We start from the raw sequence: 19,076 nt of genomic DNA on the forward strand, positions 1-19,076 counted from the left end.
TATCTAATCTCTATTGAAGCACAGAGAGCCCACCCTTATTTATTAAAAAAAACGAATAATAGGCAAAAATTATTGATTTGTGCTGAATAAACAAAAATATTAGACTAAAAGTACTAAGGCAAAGTGAGTGTCTTAGTTATCGATATTTAAGGGCGAGCATGACAGATCAAATGAGAGTGGTTGCGATCCAGCAACATGGTGGTGTAGAGCAGATGAAGTTAGATCAATGGCCTAAACCTGAAGTCAAAGTAAATTATGCGATTGTTGAGGTTAAAGCCTGTGGGCTTAATTACATGGATGTATTTGTCCTTCATGGCATGCCAGATTTACCGACGAAGATGCCCCGTATTCCTGGCGGCGATGTGGTTGGAATAGTCCGTGAGGTTGGGGAAGGTGTTTCTAATGATTGGGTTGGCAAGAGAGTTGTCTTATTTCCAAGGTTTCCTGAAGGTGGTGTACTAGGGGAGAACGGCAATGGTGGCCTATGTGAATTTATCTGCGTAGATCAACGTCAATTAATTGAAATCCCTGATGGTGTAAGTGATGTTGAAGCGGCAGCTTTACCAATTGCTTATGGCACTTCTCACCGCATGTTATTTACACGTGGACGTTTAAAAGCAGGCGAGAAAGTACTGATCCTTGGAGCAAGTGGTGGTGTTGGTGTGTCTTGCTTGCAGTTTGCAAAGATGGCAGGGTGTGAAGTTTATGCGTGTACAAGTAGTGAAGAAAAAAGTCAAAAATTAAAAGAGCTGGGCGCTGATCACGTAATTAATTATTCTAGCGAGCCAGATTTTTCCAAAGCCGTATGGGCTGCAACGGGTAAAAAAGGTGTAGATGTCGCAATTAATTTTACTGGTGGAGATACATGGATACCTACTCAACGAAGCATGGCAGTAAATGGCAGAATTATTACTTGTGGTTCAACAGTAGATCATCTGTGTACAGTTGATATTCGTTTTTTATGGTTTAGAGAGATGGAAATCATTGGTTCTAGAGCTTATGTGCCTGATGATATTCGTGCGTGTCTTCAATTTGCTGCAGATAAAAAAATACATCCAGTTATTGATCAAGTGTTTCCACTAGCTCAGGCAGCAGAAGGTTTAAGTCTTTTAGAAGAGCGTCGTGTATTTGGCAAAGTGATTATTGAGATATGAGCACAGTGATACAAAATTTAGGTTGTATAGCTTCTGAATATCGAGATAAAACTTATCCGGTCATTATTGATTTAACTAATCCAGAAAAAAAACGAGAAATTACTTATCAGGACTATCACGCTTCTTGTGATGCAGTGGCAAAAGGATTATTGAAGTTAGGACTAAAAGAGGGTACTCGAATTGGAATCCTGTCGGGAAATCGAGCAGAATTTTTAGAAATATTTTATGGATCTATGCGTGCTGGAGTCGTGCCTGTTCTTTTAAACATTCTTCAAACACAAGATAATTTAGATTGGATGGTTAAAAACTCTGATGTACAACTGATATTTTGTGAATCGGTTACAAGGGATAAATGTCCTGCCAATATTCAACTTATTGAAATTGATGATAACGGTCCAACTGGATATGAAGCTTTTAAAGATTATGGTGAATTTACCGCTGTAACTCCAACATTTAGCCAAGAAGCTTTTCAGGCTTACACTTCTGGATCAACAGGTCGCCCTAAAGGAGTTAGTTTATCTCATCGAGCACATGTTTTTGTTGCTGAAACGATTTCACGTGATCGCAACTTTTGCCCTGATGACCGTATGATTGTGGCTGCACCTTTGTACCATAAGCACGCAATGAATTCTATTAAATGCGTTCTAGTTGGTGGTTCAACCGTAATTTTAATGCGCAAATTTGATGCAAAAAAATATGTTGAGTACATTTCAGAATATCGTTCAACGGTAGTTTCCGGTGTGCCGACTATGTTTGCCATGATGATGCAGCAACAAGAATTGTTAGAGGGTAATGATTATAGTTTTGTGCGACTTGCAACTTTAGGTGGGGCACCAGCATCCGATGTACTGATAGATCAGGTTGCACTAAAGTTCCCCAAAGCTGAAATTGTTAAAATTTATGGCATCACCGAAGCTAGTTCTGCCTTATTTGGCTCTAATCATAAAAGTAATTTGATACGTCCAAGGCATTCAATTGGTTGGCCAATTGCAGATAACGAATTTAAGTTTGTTGGCGGAGAAAATGAGAGTCAAGGAGTTTTGTATGTTAGAAGTCCTGGCATGATGAATGGGTATGTGAATAATTCTGATGAGACTCATAAAAAATTACAAGACGGTTGGTACAACACTGGAGATATTCTTCGAAAGGATGAGGCTGGTTGGTATTTCTTCGTGGGTCGCTCTGACGATATGTTTGTTTCTAGTGGACATAATATTTATCCATTAGAGGTTGAGTTGATGCTGGAGCGTCATCCTGAAATTGCTCAAGCTGTCGTTGTTCCTGTTCCTGATGAAATTAAGTATCGCTTACCAGTTGTCTTTGTTGTTCTTAATAAAGACTCCAAACTCACTGAAGAGGATATTAAAGCGCATGCGCTGAAAAGTGCTCCGCCATATCAATATCCACGTCGAGTATTTTTTGTTGACGCACTCCCCCTCAACACCATTGGTAAGATCGATCGCAAGACTTTAGAGGTTAGAGGGATTGATATGTATAACGCTGGTCAAGTAAACGTTTCAGAAACTACACCTACTAAAAAATAATGATGGAGCTTTCATGAGTATTGAGCAAGTTCAGGGAGTTATTGATAAAGGGCCCTATTTAAGTTGGTTAGGTCTGAAAGTATTGAGTATTGATAAAGAGACGATTGAAGTCCGTGCGACTTGGCGAGAAGAATGGGTAGCAAATCTTAAATTAATGCAGACTCAAGGAGGGATATTAGCCGCTTTAATTGATTTTGCAGCAGATTTTGTATTGTTTGAAACGGTTGGAAAACCTGTTCCAACGATTGATTTACGGGTTGACTATCACCGTATGGCAAAGCCTGGAGATTTAATCGTGAAGGCAAAAGTAATTAAATTGGGTAAGCAGTTTTCTGTGTGTGAAGCTTACATCTATGATTTAGAAAATAAATTAATTGCTAGTGGTCGAGGAACCTATGTAATGCCTCTTCCTGAAGAAAATACAAAGCCTTCTTGATCCAACACTATTGAAAAATGAAATGATTTAAAGAACTCATGACTATCGAAAAATCCTCTAAAACTCAAGCAGAAACTTGGTATGAAATCGTACTGCGCGTTCTGAAGAGTAATGACGTATCTTTAATTACGTATGTTCCAGATAAAGTATTAGCCCCATTAATAAAAGTATTACATGCTGACCCATACTTTACGGTAATTGCCCCAGCGCGCGAAGAGGAGGCAATTGGAATTATTACTGGAAGTTATATGGCAGGATTGCGAGGTATTACTTTAATGCAAACAAGTGGGTTTGCTACTTTAGCTAATGTTCTTGCCTCTTTAGCAGTTCCATTTCAGATCCCAGTGTTAATGATGATTTCAGAGCGAGGAACTTTAGGGGAGTTTCAGGTTGGTCAGGCAATTGTTTGTAGAACGATGCGTCCTGTTCTGAATACGTTAGGAATTGAAAATTATGCAATTGAAAGACTTCATGATGTGGAATTTATTGTTGACAATATGATTAAGCAAGCTTTTGCTACACAGGCGCCAGCGGCAATGATTTTGTCACCTCTTTTAACTAAACGATCTGCGCAAAACTGAATATGACTAATTTAACTCGACAATCTAATTCACGCGAAAACGCTCTAGTCATGAATCGGTTTGATTTAACGAAGAGACTTGTTTCAAAATTGCTTGCCAAAGAAGCTGTGATTGGTGGTATTGGTAATAATAATTTTGATCTTTGGGCGAATGGTCAACGACCTGAAAATTTCTATATGTTAGGTAGCATGGGCTTGACTATTCCGATTGCCTTTGGTGTTGCCTTAGCTCAACCTGAGCGCAGAGTCTTTGCTTTAGAAGGAGATGGTTCCCTTTTAATGCAGTTGGGAGCATTGGGAACCGTTGCAAGATCTTCCCTCAAAAATCTCACAATGATTATTTTTGATAATGGCATGTATCAAATTACGGGAAAGCAAGCAACCTTAACTAATTCGTGTGTTGATTTAGTTAGTATTGCACAAGGCTCTGGCATCACTCAAAGCTGTTGGGTCAAAGATGAGGCACACTTTGAGAAATTAATTGATAAGGCTTTGACTGAAGATGGACCGCATTTTATAGCAACGCGAATTGATGATAAAACCCCAGTTGCTTCTACAGATCGTGACCCTGTAAAGATTCGTTTAGGTTTTATGCAAGCTTTATCTTTAAACCAATAAGAGGAACTTGTATGTCTCAACTTTTTATCAAAGGTCACTGGGTTGATGGTGAATCAGTACAAGTATTAAAAGATAAATATAGTGAAAAAGAGTATGGCCAAATGGCCATTGCGTCTGTTCTTCAAGTCACAGAAGCAGTTGATGGGGCATTGCAGGGTTTTGAATCTTCTCATTTAAGCCCCTATGATCGTTATCAGATCCTCATGCAAGCTTCACGATTAACAAAAGAACGAATCAGCATGTTATCGGAACTGATGAAAAATGAAGCGGGGTTTACCTTGCCAGATGCTGAAAATGAAGTTCGACGTTGTGTGCAAACCCTTGAATTATCTGCTGAAGCTGCAAAACATCTCAATGGAGAGTTAATTCCAATGGAGGTCGCTTCTGGAATGAAAAACCGGATGGGATACACATTAAGAATGCCACGTGGCGTGATTTGTGCAATTACGCCTTTTAATTCGCCACTCAATACTGTTGCGCATAAAGTAGGACCTGCATTGGCAGGTGGAAATGCAGTAATTTTAAAGCCTTCAGAAATCACACCATTAACTTCTGTAGAACTTTTCAAAATATTAATTGATGCAGGTTTACCATCTTCATTGTTAGCTTTGGTGAATGGTTCAGGGGAAACGATTGGACGACAATTATTACTTGATCAAAGAATTGCTTATTATGCATTCACGGGAAGTACGCGTGTTGGACTAGAGATTCAAAAAGCGGCTGGGTTACGAGGTCTCCAACTAGAACTTGGCAGTATTGCTAGTACGATTGTTTGTCACGATGCAGATATTGACATGGCAATCCCTAAAATTATTAATGCTGGTTTCCGTAAAGCAGGACAGGTTTGTACGTCAGTGCAAAAATTATTAATTGATCGCCGTATTTCAGCAACATTTATACCAAAATTGATTGCTGCAGCAAAATTAGCTAAAGCGGGAGATCCAGCTGATCCAGCAACCATGATTGGTCCTATGATAAGTCATGCTCATGCGATGAGAGCGATGTCATTTGTCAATGAAGCAATTGAATCTGGTGCTCAACTACTCACAGGTGGAAACTGTGTAGGTAATGTGATGGAACCCACAATTCTAATTAATGTTAAAGATCAAATGCGTGTTTATTGCGAGGAGATATTTGCTCCTGTGATTAGTATTTTAGAGTTTGATGATATCGATGAAGCTGTCATGCGTGCTAATGATAGTCCGTTTGGCTTGGCTGTAGGTTTATTCACAAGTAACCTTTCTACTGCTTTTCAGACTGCTAGAAAGTTAAGGTTTGGTGGTATTCATATTAATGAAGCTTCTAGTGCCCGTGCAGATGTCATGCCATTTGGAGGTGTAAAAAATAGTGGCTTTGGACGTGAAGGACCTGCCTACGCTACTCGTGAAATGACTGAAGAGCGTTTAATTACGATTGCGTATTGATATACAGAAACTATGTAATGTACAAAATTAAAAAATCAAACATAAGCTCATGAACAAATCTTCTAATACTCCCCATCAATTACGTATTGCTGTCGATATCGGTGGAACATTTACGGATGGAGTTGCAACTTTGTCGTCCAACGGTCTTATTTGGGTTGGAAAAACTCCAACAACACCAAGTGACCCTGGAGAAGCTGTTTCAAAGCTAATCCTGAATTTGCTAGAGCAAGTAGGCCGGTCATTAAATTCTGAGACGCCTCAATTATCTGAAATAGTTCACGGTACAACCTTAATTACCAATACATTAATAGAGCGTAAAGGAACTAAAACCGCACTGGTCACAACTACCGGTATGGGCGACATACTAGAAATTGGACGAGAGTGGCGTTACGATATTTACGATTTAGATATCGAGTTACCTCAAGCTTTAGTTGATTCCAATTGTTATGTTGAAGTAAAGGAGCGCTTGAACTCATTAGGGCAAGTCATTGAGCCTTTGTCAGCATTAGAAATAGAAAGAGTTTCAAAAGAATTAAAAAAGACGCAAGTAGACTCGATTGCAGTATCTTTTTTACATTCGTACATGAATGATGTTCATGAAAAGCAGATGGGCCAATTCTTACAAAAGGCTTTTCCGGGAATTGCAATTTCCTTGTCCTCTGACGTAGCTTCAGAAATCAAGGAATATGAGCGTACTTCAACTGTGGTCGCTAGTGCGTATGTAAAACCCATCGTGGCATCTTATCTCGAAGAGCTTGAAGACCGAATTCAGAAAATACAAAAAGATGTTCCTCTAAGAGTCATGGTTTCTAGTGGAGGTTTTACTTCAGCAAAAGCTGCTGCTCAGACGCCTATTTTATTGTTAGAGTCTGGCCCAGCGGCCGGAGTCCTTTCTGCACTGAATACTGCCCGTCAAAATGGCGTACAACACGTATTAGCTTTTGATATGGGTGGAACAACCGCAAAAGCCTGTGTTGCCGTAGATGGGCAAGCTCCTATAGCGCATTTTTTTGAGTGTGCTCGTGTACAGCGATTTAAACGTGGTTCAGGTTTGCCGATTTTAATTCCAAGTATAGAACTGATTGAAATTGGTGCAGGTGGAGGATCGATCGCTTATGTCAACCGATTAGGTCTTTTAAATGTCGGTCCAGAATCTTCCGGATCTGTTCCAGGTCCAGTATGTTATGACCAAGGGGGAAAAAACATCACGGTGACTGACGCGGATTTAATTTTGGGTTATCTTAGCGCTGATAATTTTTTAGGCGGTGAGATGAACTTAAATATTCGCCAAGCAGAAGTTGAAATGACTCAGTTAGCAGATCAATTAGAGGTCACTATGACCGATGCTGCTTGGGGTATTTACAATATGGTTAATGAAAATATGGCAAGTGCCGCTCGTATCCATATTGCGGAAAATGGCTACGATCCTAGAGACTTTTCCATGGTGGCAACCGGAGGCGCAGGCCCCGTGCATGCTGTTGAAGTAGCTAGAAATCTTCGTATACCAAGAGTATTGATTCCAATTGCAGCAGGTGCAGGTTCATGCTTAGGCATGTTAGCAGCCCCAGCTCGTGCAGATCGCGCTTGGTCAAATCCTCAATTACTTGCTAATTGTGATTGGTCAGTCATTGAGCAAACTTTAACGACTCTCAGAATGGATGCTGAGAAAGAATTAGAAATGGCCAATGCTGAAAACATACATTGGCAAATCGGACTTGAAATGCGCTATTACGGACAAGGTGCAGATATATCTATTGCGATTGATTGGCAATCGTTAACCCCTGAAACGGGAAAAATTATCCTGAGTTTATTCGAAGATCAATATCAAAAACTATATGGTCGGTTAGTGCCCAATGCTAATCCACAGATCATTACATGGCGATTGACAGGAAGTGAAAAAGTTGTGGGTCATCATTTTGAATGGGGTGACAATCGGACACGGGTTTCTAGTCAAGAATTAAAAACGAGAACTATTTATCTACCCCTTAAAAAAGCTTATGGTTTGGTAAATGTCTATGACCGTTATTCATTAAAAGCAGGACAAAGCATTCATGGACCGTTGATTTTGGAAGAGCGTGAATCTACGATTGTGGTACCTGTAGCATCAGAAGTCACGATTCTTTCGGATTTAACAGTCTCGATCGTCATTAAGGAGTTTGAATAAATGAATCGATTAATTGAACAGAACTCCCCTAAAGATATCCAACAAGCGCAACATTTAAGTTCAATTGAGCTTGAAATCCTATGGAAGAGATTAATTAGCGTTGTCGATGAGGCGTCAGCTGCCTTTGTGCGAACGTGTTTTTCTACCTTGGTCCGAGATGGTAACGATTTTGCGATTGTATTGACTGACGTGGAAGGTCGCTCTTTGGCGCAATCGACGATGAGTTTGCCTGGATTCATTGGTTGTTTACCGGCAACGGTCCGGCATTTTCTAGATAAGTATCCACCAGAGACAATGGTTTCTGGAGATGTTTTTATAACGAATGATCCATGGAAGGGTTCTGGTCATATTCATGATGTAACAACGGTTAGACCTATATTTCATGAAGAAAAGTTAGTTGCTTTCGCCGCAGTTGTTTCACACCTTCCGGATATTGGTGGGAAATTACGTAGTAATAGTTCTCGGGAGATCTATGAAGAGGGACTTCAGATCCCAATGATGAAGCTGCTTAATGCGGGAGAGCCAAATTTGGTTCTGATTGAAATGATTACTCAAAATATTCGAGTACCTGATCAAGGTATGGGAGATATTTGGGCACAAGTATCTGCTTGTAAAATGATGTCCCAACGATTGCAGGATTTATTGCAGGTCGTTGATTTAAAAATTCTTGGTGCAGAATTGCGAAAGCGTTCTGAAAAAGCAATGCGAGATGCCATTCGAAAAATACCAGATGGTATTTATCGTTCCACCGTTCAACATGATGGATTTGAAGAACCCCTCATTATTCAATGTCAATTAGATGTGCAAGGTGACAGCATCCATATTGACTTCACTGGATCTAGTCCACAGATTGCACGTGCAGTGAATGTTGTTCCAATTTATACATTTGCTTACACGGTATACGGATTGAAAGCTTTGTTGTGTGCAGATATTCCAAACAACGAAGGCTGTTTTATGCCATTTACTTCTTCAGCGCCACTAGGCTCATTATTTAATCCCACTTATCCTGCTGCATCTGGCGGTCGGAGTGCAATTGGGCATTTACTTCCAGCGGCTGTTTTTAAAGCCCTAGCTGAAGTATTGCCGGATAAAGTTTGGGCAGGCGGGTCTCCAAATTCTTCTATGACCATGTCTGGTGAGTGGCAAGGCAAGAGATTTGCAGTCGTTAATTTTTTAAATGCTGGTCAAGGAGCAACCGCTTGTAGAGCTGGTTTTTCCGCAATGTCATTCCCTGGTAATTTAGGAAATACTCCCGTAGAGGTCATGGAAAGTTCTGCACCAATTAGAGTATTGCGAAGAGAAATACGTCGTAATAGTGGTGGTCGAGGAATACATAATGGTGGTGATGGAATTAGTTTTGAATTTGAACTTTTGAAGGAAGCTAGAGGTGTTACTGCTTCATTTTTAATGACGCAACTTAAATCTGTTCCGTCTGGACTTGCTGGAGGCGGCGGAGGATTACAAGGACGTTTATTAATTAATGGCGTTGATGTTGATCCTACAGAACCAAAAACATTACAACCTGGAGATTTGGTCTTAATGGAAACGGCGGGTGGTGGAGCATACGGTATTTGATGGAAATAGAAATCATTTTGCACTGAGTAATTTTTAAATAATTAAACGTTAAGGAAATTTAAAGATGGGCGATTTTATCCGGATTGATCAAAATGCAAGGCGCAGTAGAGCATTGATTCACAATGGTATTGTTTATATTTCAGGGCAAGTTCCTGATGACAGAAGTACAACCATTGAAGATCAAACACGCCAGGTTTTAGAAAAAATTCATCTTTTGCTTGAGGAGGCGGGAACTAATAAATCACGCTTAATATCAGCTCAAATTTGGTTAAAGTCGATGGATGATTTTGCTGCAATGAATCGAGTGTGGGATGCTTGGGTGATACCGAATGAAACTCCAACAAGGTGTTGTGGAAAAGTTGAACTTAATGATCCAAAATGCCTAATTGAAATAACAGCGATGGCAGCAATTTAGTTAAATTTGAATTGATAAATGGGAGAAATAAATGTTTAACTTAAAAAGGTTTATAAAGTTTCCAGTAATCTTTATTTGTATAAGTTTTAATGTATTTGCACAAAGTGAATATCCGTCAAAGCCCATTAAATTAATAGTACCTTACGCTACCGGAGGTGTATCCGATACGATAGGTAGAGTGCTTGCCCAAAGTTTAGGCAATGTTCTTAAGCAAGCTGTGATCGTCGAAAATAGAGGTGGGGCAGGTGGCACAATTGGAGCAGCTGTGGTGGCCAAAGCTGCTGCTGACGGTTACACTCTTTTATTGACAAGTCCACCAATGATTTCTGTAGCTCCCGTATTGTTAAAAGACTTAACTTATCAGAATGAAGATGACTTTACGGCTATTGGGACCATTATCGTCACCCCGAATATACTGGTGGTGAATAATAATTTACCTGTAAAAACTTTTGAGGATTTGGTAGCTTATGGTAAAGGATCTGGAAAAAATAATTTAAGTTTTGCATCTGCCGGTCCTGGAAGTACAGGCCATTTATCTGGGCAAATTTTATTGAATGCTACTGGGCTAAATATGGTGCACGTACCCTATAAGTCATCAGGGCAGGCTTTTCCAGATGTTATTTCGGGACAAGTATCTATGGTATTTGATTCTTTACCATCTACAATTGGATTTATTCGAGGAGGTTTAGTTCGACCACTACTCGTGATGTCTGAAAAAAGAACGCCCTCATTGCCGGACGTTAAAACAGCTAAGGAAGTAGGATTTCCATCTGCAACTATGAATTTTTGGATGGGAATTGAAGCGCCAGCAAAATTACCTAAAGAAATTGTATATAGACTAAATCTAGCTTTAAAAGAGGCTATGAATACTCCTGAAATGCGTAAACAAATTGAAACCCTTGGTGCTGAGATTTATTTGACATCTCCTGATGAATTTAAGGCTTTACGCCATGCTGATATTGAAAAGTATGGCAAATTAGTGAAAGAGATGGGCTTGAAGCCTTTATAAAGAATCATTGCAGTCTTGAGAGTTGTTTTCGAGTAAAGAAAAATTTCTGTGTTTAACAGAAGTCAATGAATAATCTTGTGAAGGATAGTTAAATTGGATAAACCAGGCAAGGGTGTTGGAGCGCGAGTATTAAGAAAAGAGGATTTTCGTCATCTTCACGGTAAGGGTCAATTCGTTTCTGATATTGAGATTCCAGGGATTATTGAAGTTGCTTTTGTCCGAAGTTCGTACGCGCATGGAATCATTAAGAGTCTGCAAGTTCCGGAGGAGTTTAAAGACCAGGTTTTTCAGGCAAGTGACTTTCCTAATGTAAAACCAATTATTGCAGTGCCTAAGGTTGAAGGTTTTAAATACTCTGAGCACCCAGCATTAGCATCGGAGCGTGTTCGATTTGCGGGTGAGGCAATTGCAATGGCCATCGGCGCCAATCGGTCTATCGCTGAAGATATAGCAGATTCTGTCTATGTAGATATTGAAGAATTACCAGCTGTAGTCGATTTGTTAAAGGCAACCCATACTGACTCGCCTTTGATTCGTGAAGAATGGGGTGACAATATTTATGTTTCTAAACATAGTCAATATGGAGATATAGAGACTGCAAAGCAACATGCAACTGTCACGGTTCAGAGAAGTTTTAAAATGAATCGACAGTCAGCTGCCCCTTTAGAGGGGCGTGCTATTTTGGCTATGTGGGATCATCGTTTAAATGAGTTAGTTGTCTATATCGGATCTCAATCTCCGCACCAAACTCGTGTTGGGATGGCTCAGGCTTTAGGGATTGATGAAAACCAATTACACTTAATTACGCCGGATATGGGAGGTGCTTTTGGTGCTAAAAGAGTTTTGTATCCTGAGGAGCTAATGGTTGTTGCTTTGGCATTAAAACTTAAAAAACCTGTTCGGTGGATTGATGATAAGCGAGAGCATTTAATGACTGCGATTCATTGCCGAGAGCATCATCATAAAGTGACCGCATACGCTGATTCTCAAGGAAAAATACTAGGGCTAGATGTCGATATACATGTTGATGCCGGTGCTTACTCACATTGGCCTAATGGCCCTTTTATGGAAACTGGTATGGCTTCTAGAAATATTCCAGGACCTTATGTCGTTCCAAACTATCGCGTCAAAACATATACAGTAGCTACCAATAAATCACCCATTGGCGCATACCGAGGGGTTGCAAGACCCGCAGCGTGCTTTACGATTGAAAGAATTATTGATGAAATTGCTCATGCCGTTGGACGTGAACCTTATCTGGTTCGAATGGAAAATATGGTACCTGTAGAAGCGATGCCATATCGAAACATTACCAGCTTATTATTTGATAGTGGTAATTATGCAGAATCGGTACGTCGAGCAGCAGCATTAATTGAATTTCATCAGATTCGATTACGTCAACAAAAAAGTGAATCTGACGGCCGATTAATTGGTGTCGGGTTTGCTTCTTTTACGGAGCAGACAGCCCATGGCTGCGGGGAATGGGTTTCTCGCGGAGTACCTGTTATTCCAGGATATGAAACTGCATCTGCACGGATGATGACGGATGGCTCATTGATTATTTCAGTGGGAATTGTTTCACATGGACAAGGAATGGAAACCTCCCTTGCCCAGGTTGCTTGTGAAGAGCTAGGGATTGATCCAATCCATGTAAGCATTCGTCATGGAGATACACAAACAAGTGCGTTTGGTATGGGAACATTTGCCTCAAGAAGTATGGTCATGGCGGGTGGTGCTGTTGCGAAAGCCTGCCGACTCCTAAAAAATAAGATTGCAGTCATTGCAGCGCATTTACTGAGTTGTCAATTAGAGGATTTACGTTTTGAAGATGATTTAATTCATGGTCCTTCAAGTTCTATCGCGTTAAAAGAAGTTGCTCGAATAGCGCATTTAAGGCAGGAGGCTCTACCAAAAGGTGTAGATCCTTTACTAGAGGTTCTTGTTACTTATGAACCTAATATTGATACTGGAGTATTTACCTATGCAACACAGGTAGCCGTTGTAGCCGTTGATGTTGATACTGGGAAAGTTGATATTTTAGATTATGCAATTGTTGAAGATTGTGGCACGGTAGTAAATCCTTTAATTGTTGACGGACAAATTATTGGCGGTATTGCTCAAGGTATAGGAACAGCTCTTTATGAAGAGATTCCATATAATGAAACTGGTCAACCCTTAGCAACTACCTTGGCAGATTATTTAATCCCAGGAGCAACAGAAATACCGGCCATAAAAATAGGTCATATGGTTACACCATCAGAGCATACCGAATATGGCATGAAGGGCATGGGTGAAGGTGGGGCTATTGCACCACCAGCTGCGATTGCAAATGCTATTCGAGACGCCCTTAAATCGATTGGCGCTGAATTGAATGAAACACCAATGACTCCTCCAAGAGTTTATGCAGCCATTGTGCAGGCGAGAGAAAAGTTGGCTAAACAGTCTGAGGTGATTTTATGAAATCAGGAAAGGTCAACTATCACAGCGTGCAAAGTATTGATGAAGCTATCGCTTTGAATCAAACTCACGAAGGAAATGCAAAGTACATGGCAGGCGGACAATCCCTGATGCCAATGATGTGTCTACGATTAGTATTTAGTGAAGAGGTCATTGACGTTTCCAAAATACCTGATTTAAACAGATTATTTTCTATCAAAGGCCGTTTCTTTATCGGTGCCGCTGTGACGCATGCGATGATTGAAGATGGCAAAGTTGAAGATATAACCAAAGGTTACCTTCAATACGTTGCGCAAGGTATTGCGTATCGTGGTATTCGAAATAAAGGGACCATTGGGGGAAGTATCGTCAATGCCGACCCAGCCGCAGATTGGCCGACAGCACTTCTTGCACTTGGTGCGACGGTAATTATTAAAAATCATACCAATGAGATAGAAACTCCTATGGGGGAATTTCAGTGTGGGTTGATGCAAACGAGTTTAAAAGAGTCTGATTTGGTTAAAGGGGTTTTAGTACCAGAGCTTTCAAATGAAGCCAAGTGGTCTTATGTTAAGTTTTGTCATAAGGTTGGAGAGTTTGCGCATTCTATTGCGGCGATTGTTATTGATCCAAAGTTGGGACTTTTCAATGCAGCTTTAGGCGCTGCAGGAGATAAGCCAGTTTTATTGCCTCGATTATCTAAATATCTTATGTCTGCAAATATTAAAAATACTGATTTAGATAAAGAGTTGAATAACTTATTAGAAAGCGACCTTCTTGAAAATACGTATCATTTGCCATCGTCTTATGAATTTAATCTACATCGATCAATTATTAAAAAAGCAGTTATGGAGGCTTTAAAAAAATGAGTTCAATTTCACTTCATGTCAATGATCAAGTTCTTCAAACAGAAATTGATGATCGATTGACGCTAGCTGATCTTCTTCGTAATAACCTTAATCTTACCGGTACTCATTTGGCTTGTGAGTTAGGGGTTTGTGGGTCCTGTACGGTTTTAGTCAATGGTGAGCCAATACGTTCATGCATTACTTTAGCGGCTTCAGTATCTGGCATGTCCGTGCAAACGATTGAAGGTTTTGAAGATGATGGCAAGATGAAAGTGATTCGAGAGTGTTTTTCTGAAGCACATGGTTTGCAATGTGGATTTTGTACGCCAGGAATGCTCATCACTGTCAGAGATATGATTGTGCGTCAAAAATGTAACACAGAGAGCGAAATACGTAATGAGTTGTCTGGAAACCTATGCCGGTGCACAGGATATTCAGGAATTGTAAAAGCTACCCAGTTAGCTAATCAGAGACTTAATAATCCTGAGATTTAAAATGAGGTTAAGACAGCCTTGTCACTAATGAGATTTTTATACTCGAGGGAAGCTTTTAAGAGATCTAGTTTCTTTATTAATGGCTCTACCTCTGATCTTGCGGCTGAAAAATTGGATCTCTACCAAAGTTTTTCGGTAACTAAATCCCATTGCCTTGAATCAATCTTATGAGTACCATAACAACGGCAATGACCAACAAAATATGTATAAATCCACCCAAAGTATTTGATGACACTAAGCCAAGCACCCAAAGAATGAGTAGTACGACAGCAATGTTAACTAGCATATCAATTTCCTTTTTTGTGGTTATTCGTTAAGTACTATTCTTTCTGAAACTTCAGAGCTACTTTAGTTGAAACTTCTTTGCGAAGGCTCAACCTTATAGAAATGAGTATCAGGTACTAATAACTATAAGATTTATATGCATCAGCAAATGTCTGATAGCCAACATAGTTAAAAAAAATTTCATAAGTTTGATAGCGAACAGAATGTAGAAATTTTTTAACTTAAACTCAAAATGATCTTAAAAAATTAATAGCTATTTCGGTAGTCAACTTTTAACATGAAAGAATTAAATGAGCCTAAATAAGAAATTTTTCACTTTATTTTTTTCGGGTCTTTTAATCTTACTATCGGCTAACGCCACCTCAGCTGATAATGAAAGCACCGGCCAATATATTGATGATGTCGTCATTACAACTAAAGTTAAAGCCGCTATCCTAGCCGAATCCACATTAAATTCATTTGAAATCACAGTGAAAACTTTTCAAGGGGCCGTTCAACTTAGTGGCTTTGTGAGTAGTATTGCGCAAACGGAAAAAGCTGTTGAGATAGCTAAAGGTACTCCTGGCGTGACCTCAGTTAAGAACGATATGCGGGTTAAAGGTACTAACAACCCATTTTATAAATAAATTAGCATTTTAAGTTTCGTTGTTTAACGTTTGATAAGGGGATTACCATGAATAAAGATCAAGTTAAAGGCCGTGTAGAAGAAGTTGTAGGCAAGGTAAAGGAAGTAGCGGGACAAGTAGTGGGTAATAAGTCGCTTGAAGCAGAAGGTAATATCCAGAAAAATGTAGGAAAAGTTCAGGCTGGCTTAGGTGATGTGAAATCTGATGTAAAGAGCAAACTATAGTTCTTTGTAACCGATGAAACAATCATAAATGATGTAATAAACGCCTTCGGGCGTTTTTTTACAAGTTATTCTGCTAAGTCAAATGATGAGGCAAAAATCATTTATCCCTCAAGCCAATGATATTTGCCTTTTAGTTAAGTAATGGTCTTTAAAGTTGTGATGTCAGCCAATGTAGCTTGATCGACTGCGAGTCTAATTCCTAATGAGCCAGATTCACCAAGAATGGGTGATTTTCTGAGAGCGATTTCCATTGAGTTAATTTCAGAGTATTTTGCGCAAGCCTCAACTATCCGAGTGATCAGCCTTTCTTGGGTTTCATAGTGACAGTCACCAGCCAAACGGCCAATCTCAACTACTAATGGATCGTAATCAAAAACATATTCCATGGTATCTGTGGCAATTAAAACCAGCTTTGAATCAATCCAAAGAGTTAAATCCAAGAGATGCTGCCTAGGTATGGTGTCCCCTAAACCATAGGTTCCAATTTGAGTCTGAAGCTGAAGATCTTTTAGTTCAATACAAGAAGTAATCATAAGATGAGAGTCGTAAAATAGTATTGAGAGTTTTAGAATAATGGATTTTTATCATGAGGGATAATTTTTCTAAACGTTAAATTAATCCGAAGCCCTATCGTTTTTTTAGTTTTTAATAAGCTGTGTTGCCAAAACTCTTGGGTTGGTGGGTACATGATTAAAGCACTTCCATTTTCTAAAAAAATTGAGAAACTACCTTTATCTTCTTTATTTTTAAAGGCAAACTTACGGGTAGCACCAAGGCTCAATGAAGCAATTGGAGCATTGGCATCAAGCTCTTTTTCGTCATCACTATGCCACCCCATCCCATCATTGCCGTCATGATAGAGATTGAGAAGGCAAGAATTAAATTCAGAGGCAGAAATTTTCTCTAATCTTTCCTTAATTAAAAGTAAATCCGCAGTCCATGCTTGCGGATTTTTTTGTACTCCAGAGTAAGTGTATGGGCAATTTGGATCTCCGACCCAAGCTACCTTTCGACGGGTTGTTATCCGTTTGCCGAACATCATTAATTGATCCGAACTCCAGAGAAGTGATTCTTGTAGTACGTTTAATAAATTAGATGAGCTAGCTTCATCAAAAACCTCCGGATAGTAATATACAGATCCATTTTTTGGTAATAAATTGAGTAAGCAATCTTTTGAGAAGGGTTCAAATAAGAGACTTTGTGTCATGAATAAATGTGTATTAATCAATGCATATAGGGTAGAAGCTCTAGGATAGACTAAATTTGTAGTTTGCGACTCCCGTCACTTGATGAGCTGCGATAGATCAACTATCCAATATCTCTTTTAGCACCTTGCGTAAAAGATGATGATAAAGATCAATAGTGGTACGGAAAATTTGAAGATGTCAGCCCATTGTTTTAATTATTGGAGGATACTTGTATCTAATGAATAAAATTTTTACCTAAGGACTTATGATTGAATTGCAAATTTGGGGCGACTTTGAGTGCCCATTTTCTTACCTTCAAACGATTGTTTTAATGAAGTTAAAAGAAAAATATCAAGAAAAGTTACTTATTTGCTGGAAATCAGTCGAGATGAACACGCGTGAAAACTTTACGACTCCCTCGGAGGATTATCTAAATAATTTGGAGATTGCCTCTAACGAGTTGATTGCAAAGGAACATCACCTAAATTTTTTAAAGCCTAAAATACTTCCCAATATCAGACTTGCCCAGGAGAGTATTTATTATGCAGATACGCAAGATCTTTCCCTAGAAATGGCAAATGCCATATTTAATGCATTTTTTAATCTCAGAATCGATATCAGTGATCAAGATGAACTTATTAGAATAGCTAAAAGTATTGGTTTAGATAGTGCAGAATTAAACGAAGTACTTGATGATGCAATCTATACTAAACAAGTTCTTCTTGATGAGAAAGAGTTTAAAGTTTTAGGTTTTCATGCAATTCCGGCAATGACAATCGGCGAGAGAAATTTTTCACCAAGAAGTTTCATGCCTGTTGTTGGATATAAAACTTACATAGAACTAGACCAAATTATTTCTAAAATCTAAATAGCCACGTCTTTCAAACATAAAAAAAGGCGCTTATGCGCCCCAATTGCTTAATAAAATAATTGCTTACAAGATTTTTTTAAAAATCCACCCTTCAAGAATTATGTACTGAATAAGGCTTATGGCACACACCAACTTTATTTAGTTATGCAAACGAAATTCTAGATCGCCAGCTTTGAAAAAATTGAAAGCTATCTTAATTCCCAAATTAATTAATACTTAAATAGTTCAAAATAAAGGGTCAATCAAAAGTGCGGCAGTAATTTTTGGTTGAGGCTTAAGCTTATTATTTGTAAGCAAAAAGATCCACATGCCCGATTTCGCAATTGCTAGCTTGGCGTCTATTTTTCTCCCACTGATCTACCACAAGATTTGGCAAAGTGCCTATTTCTCGAAGGGCTCTTGCAGTGCCAGTTGCTAATTGTTCAATTAGATCGCGGTCGTGATCATCCATCATCCAATTACTTTGAGCGCTCACCACCTTAAAGTCACGACCTTGAAGAAGTGATTGCATACGCTCTGCTGCAGATGGGCCTAAGGCAGAACCAAAACCCTTATCAGTTCTTTGATGTTGATGAAAAGCTTTTAAAATCTCAACATCCATCATTTCAGGTGGAGACCATTTTTCGATACCATCGTAGGTCAATACTGTATAAAGAGGTTTGGATAAATAAGTACAGAATTCTGAAAGCCAAGGCTCTGCTACTAAGTCAAAAAAAGCTGCAGCAGTAATGATATCGGCAGGTTCATCCAGAATCGCTCGATAGTCTTTGTATAAATCTATACATTTAAACTCCACTACGATTGTTTTATTTTGTTTGATGATGGATAGGGGCTTAACTTGGGCTGAAGGATTAACTGCAAGCCCAAGAATGCTTGTCTGTATTTCACTATCAGCCCAAGCAAGTAGGGTGGTGCGTGCAGTATGTAAGAGCGCAGCATCATAATCAATTAAGGTCCAGTGCTGCATCGAATTCAATTGGGGAGCTAGCGCACGTAGATTAGACCCAGTGCCAGATCCTAAATCGGTTAAACGCACTGAACCAGGGTGAACGGTTTTGATCTGCGCAAGGTAGCTCATTACTTGTGCTTGAAGATCTTGATTGCGTGATCGGTGGTCTACCGGTTCTCGTAACCCAAGCCACTGCGCTGAAAATTCACTCATGAGTCATCCATTCGCTAAATATTA

The 19,076-nt window shown here is 39.4% G+C and carries 20 protein-coding genes; 16 read left to right on the forward strand and 4 right to left on the reverse strand.

What is annotated here, in order from left to right:
• Positions 1–158: 158 nt before the first annotated feature.
• The 13 genes from QMN06_RS02505 (at position 159) to QMN06_RS02565 (ending at position 14,697) form a co-directional block, all read left to right on the forward strand.
• A complete protein-coding gene (locus QMN06_RS02505) occupies positions 159–1,154 on the forward strand; it encodes a zinc-binding dehydrogenase (protein ID WP_281970949.1) in 996 nt (331 codons plus the stop codon).
• Positions 1,151–2,698, forward strand: a complete 1,548-nt coding sequence (locus tag QMN06_RS02510; RefSeq protein ID WP_281970950.1) for a class I adenylate-forming enzyme family protein — start codon at positions 1,151–1,153, stop codon at positions 2,696–2,698. Before QMN06_RS02505 ends, QMN06_RS02510 begins: the two co-directional genes overlap by 4 nt.
• Before the next feature lie 13 nt (positions 2,699–2,711).
• Positions 2,712–3,134, forward strand: a complete 423-nt coding sequence (locus QMN06_RS02515) for a PaaI family thioesterase (RefSeq protein WP_281970951.1) — start codon at positions 2,712–2,714, stop codon at positions 3,132–3,134.
• Positions 3,135–3,172: 38 nt separating this feature from the next.
• Positions 3,173–3,715, forward strand: coding sequence for a decarboxylase (locus tag QMN06_RS02520; RefSeq protein ID WP_281970952.1), 543 nt, complete (start codon positions 3,173–3,175; stop codon positions 3,713–3,715).
• A 2-nt stretch (positions 3,716–3,717) separates the two neighbouring features.
• A complete protein-coding gene (locus tag QMN06_RS02525; RefSeq protein ID WP_281970953.1) occupies positions 3,718–4,332 on the forward strand; it encodes a thiamine pyrophosphate-dependent enzyme in 615 nt (204 codons plus the stop codon).
• An 11-nt stretch (positions 4,333–4,343) separates the two neighbouring features.
• Positions 4,344–5,756, forward strand: a complete 1,413-nt coding sequence (locus tag QMN06_RS02530; RefSeq protein ID WP_281970954.1) for an aldehyde dehydrogenase family protein — start codon at positions 4,344–4,346, stop codon at positions 5,754–5,756.
• Positions 5,757–5,805: 49 nt separating this feature from the next.
• Positions 5,806–7,920: a hydantoinase/oxoprolinase family protein gene (locus QMN06_RS02535; protein WP_281970955.1), complete on the forward strand. Its 2,115-nt coding sequence runs from the start codon at positions 5,806–5,808 to the stop codon at positions 7,918–7,920.
• A complete protein-coding gene (locus QMN06_RS02540; RefSeq protein WP_281970956.1) occupies positions 7,921–9,495 on the forward strand; it encodes a hydantoinase B/oxoprolinase family protein in 1,575 nt (524 codons plus the stop codon).
• 64 nt (positions 9,496–9,559) lie between these two features.
• Positions 9,560–9,910 (forward strand): RidA family protein, encoded by a 351-nt coding sequence (locus tag QMN06_RS02545; protein WP_281970957.1) that lies wholly within the window; start codon positions 9,560–9,562, stop codon positions 9,908–9,910.
• Positions 9,911–9,941: 31 nt separating this feature from the next.
• Complete coding sequence (locus QMN06_RS02550; protein WP_281970958.1) at positions 9,942–10,919, forward strand: tripartite tricarboxylate transporter substrate-binding protein; 978 nt, start codon at positions 9,942–9,944, stop codon at positions 10,917–10,919.
• Between the two features lie 93 nt (positions 10,920–11,012).
• Complete coding sequence (locus QMN06_RS02555; RefSeq protein WP_281970959.1) at positions 11,013–13,379, forward strand: xanthine dehydrogenase family protein molybdopterin-binding subunit; 2,367 nt, start codon at positions 11,013–11,015, stop codon at positions 13,377–13,379.
• Complete coding sequence (locus tag QMN06_RS02560; RefSeq protein ID WP_281970960.1) at positions 13,376–14,224, forward strand: FAD binding domain-containing protein; 849 nt, start codon at positions 13,376–13,378, stop codon at positions 14,222–14,224. Before QMN06_RS02555 ends, QMN06_RS02560 begins: the two co-directional genes overlap by 4 nt.
• A complete protein-coding gene (locus QMN06_RS02565; RefSeq protein ID WP_281970961.1) occupies positions 14,221–14,697 on the forward strand; it encodes a (2Fe-2S)-binding protein in 477 nt (158 codons plus the stop codon). Before QMN06_RS02560 ends, QMN06_RS02565 begins: the two co-directional genes overlap by 4 nt.
• A gap of 139 nt (positions 14,698–14,836) precedes the next feature.
• Here the strand turns inward: QMN06_RS02565 and QMN06_RS02570 are convergent, their stop codons facing one another.
• Positions 14,837–14,983, reverse strand: coding sequence for a lmo0937 family membrane protein (locus tag QMN06_RS02570; RefSeq protein ID WP_281970962.1), 147 nt, complete (start codon positions 14,981–14,983; stop codon positions 14,837–14,839).
• Between the two features lie 289 nt (positions 14,984–15,272).
• On the opposite strand from QMN06_RS02570, the gene QMN06_RS02575 reads away from it, so the two are divergent.
• Positions 15,273–15,608, forward strand: a complete 336-nt coding sequence (locus QMN06_RS02575; protein ID WP_281970964.1) for a BON domain-containing protein — start codon at positions 15,273–15,275, stop codon at positions 15,606–15,608.
• Positions 15,609–15,655: 47 nt separating this feature from the next.
• On the forward strand, positions 15,656–15,832 hold the full coding sequence (locus tag QMN06_RS02580; protein ID WP_281970966.1) for a CsbD family protein: 177 nt from the start codon (positions 15,656–15,658) through the stop codon (positions 15,830–15,832).
• A 134-nt stretch (positions 15,833–15,966) separates the two neighbouring features.
• Here QMN06_RS02580 and QMN06_RS02585 read toward each other — a convergent pair whose 3' ends face one another.
• Together QMN06_RS02585 and QMN06_RS02590 are read right to left on the reverse strand one after the other, a co-directional pair.
• Positions 15,967–16,365, reverse strand: coding sequence for a dihydroneopterin aldolase (locus tag QMN06_RS02585; protein ID WP_281970967.1), 399 nt, complete (start codon positions 16,363–16,365; stop codon positions 15,967–15,969).
• A gap of 32 nt (positions 16,366–16,397) precedes the next feature.
• Entirely contained in the window at positions 16,398–17,039 is a 642-nt protein-coding gene (locus QMN06_RS02590) for an alpha-ketoglutarate-dependent dioxygenase AlkB (RefSeq protein ID WP_281970968.1), read from the reverse strand.
• 245 nt (positions 17,040–17,284) lie between these two features.
• Here QMN06_RS02590 and QMN06_RS02595 point away from each other — a divergent pair, with 245 nt between their 5' ends.
• A complete protein-coding gene (locus QMN06_RS02595) occupies positions 17,285–17,887 on the forward strand; it encodes a DsbA family protein (RefSeq protein WP_281970969.1) in 603 nt (200 codons plus the stop codon).
• 286 nt (positions 17,888–18,173) lie between these two features.
• Here QMN06_RS02595 and QMN06_RS02600 read toward each other — a convergent pair whose 3' ends face one another.
• Positions 18,174–19,052 carry a hypothetical protein gene (locus QMN06_RS02600; RefSeq protein ID WP_281970970.1) on the reverse strand — a complete coding sequence of 293 codons (879 nt, stop codon included), beginning with the start codon at positions 19,050–19,052 and terminating at the stop codon, positions 18,174–18,176.
• Positions 19,053–19,076: the final 24 nt, after the last annotated feature.

The organism is Polynucleobacter sp. SHI8 (assembly GCF_027944005.1).
Lineage (GTDB): Bacteria > Pseudomonadota > Gammaproteobacteria > Burkholderiales > Burkholderiaceae > Polynucleobacter.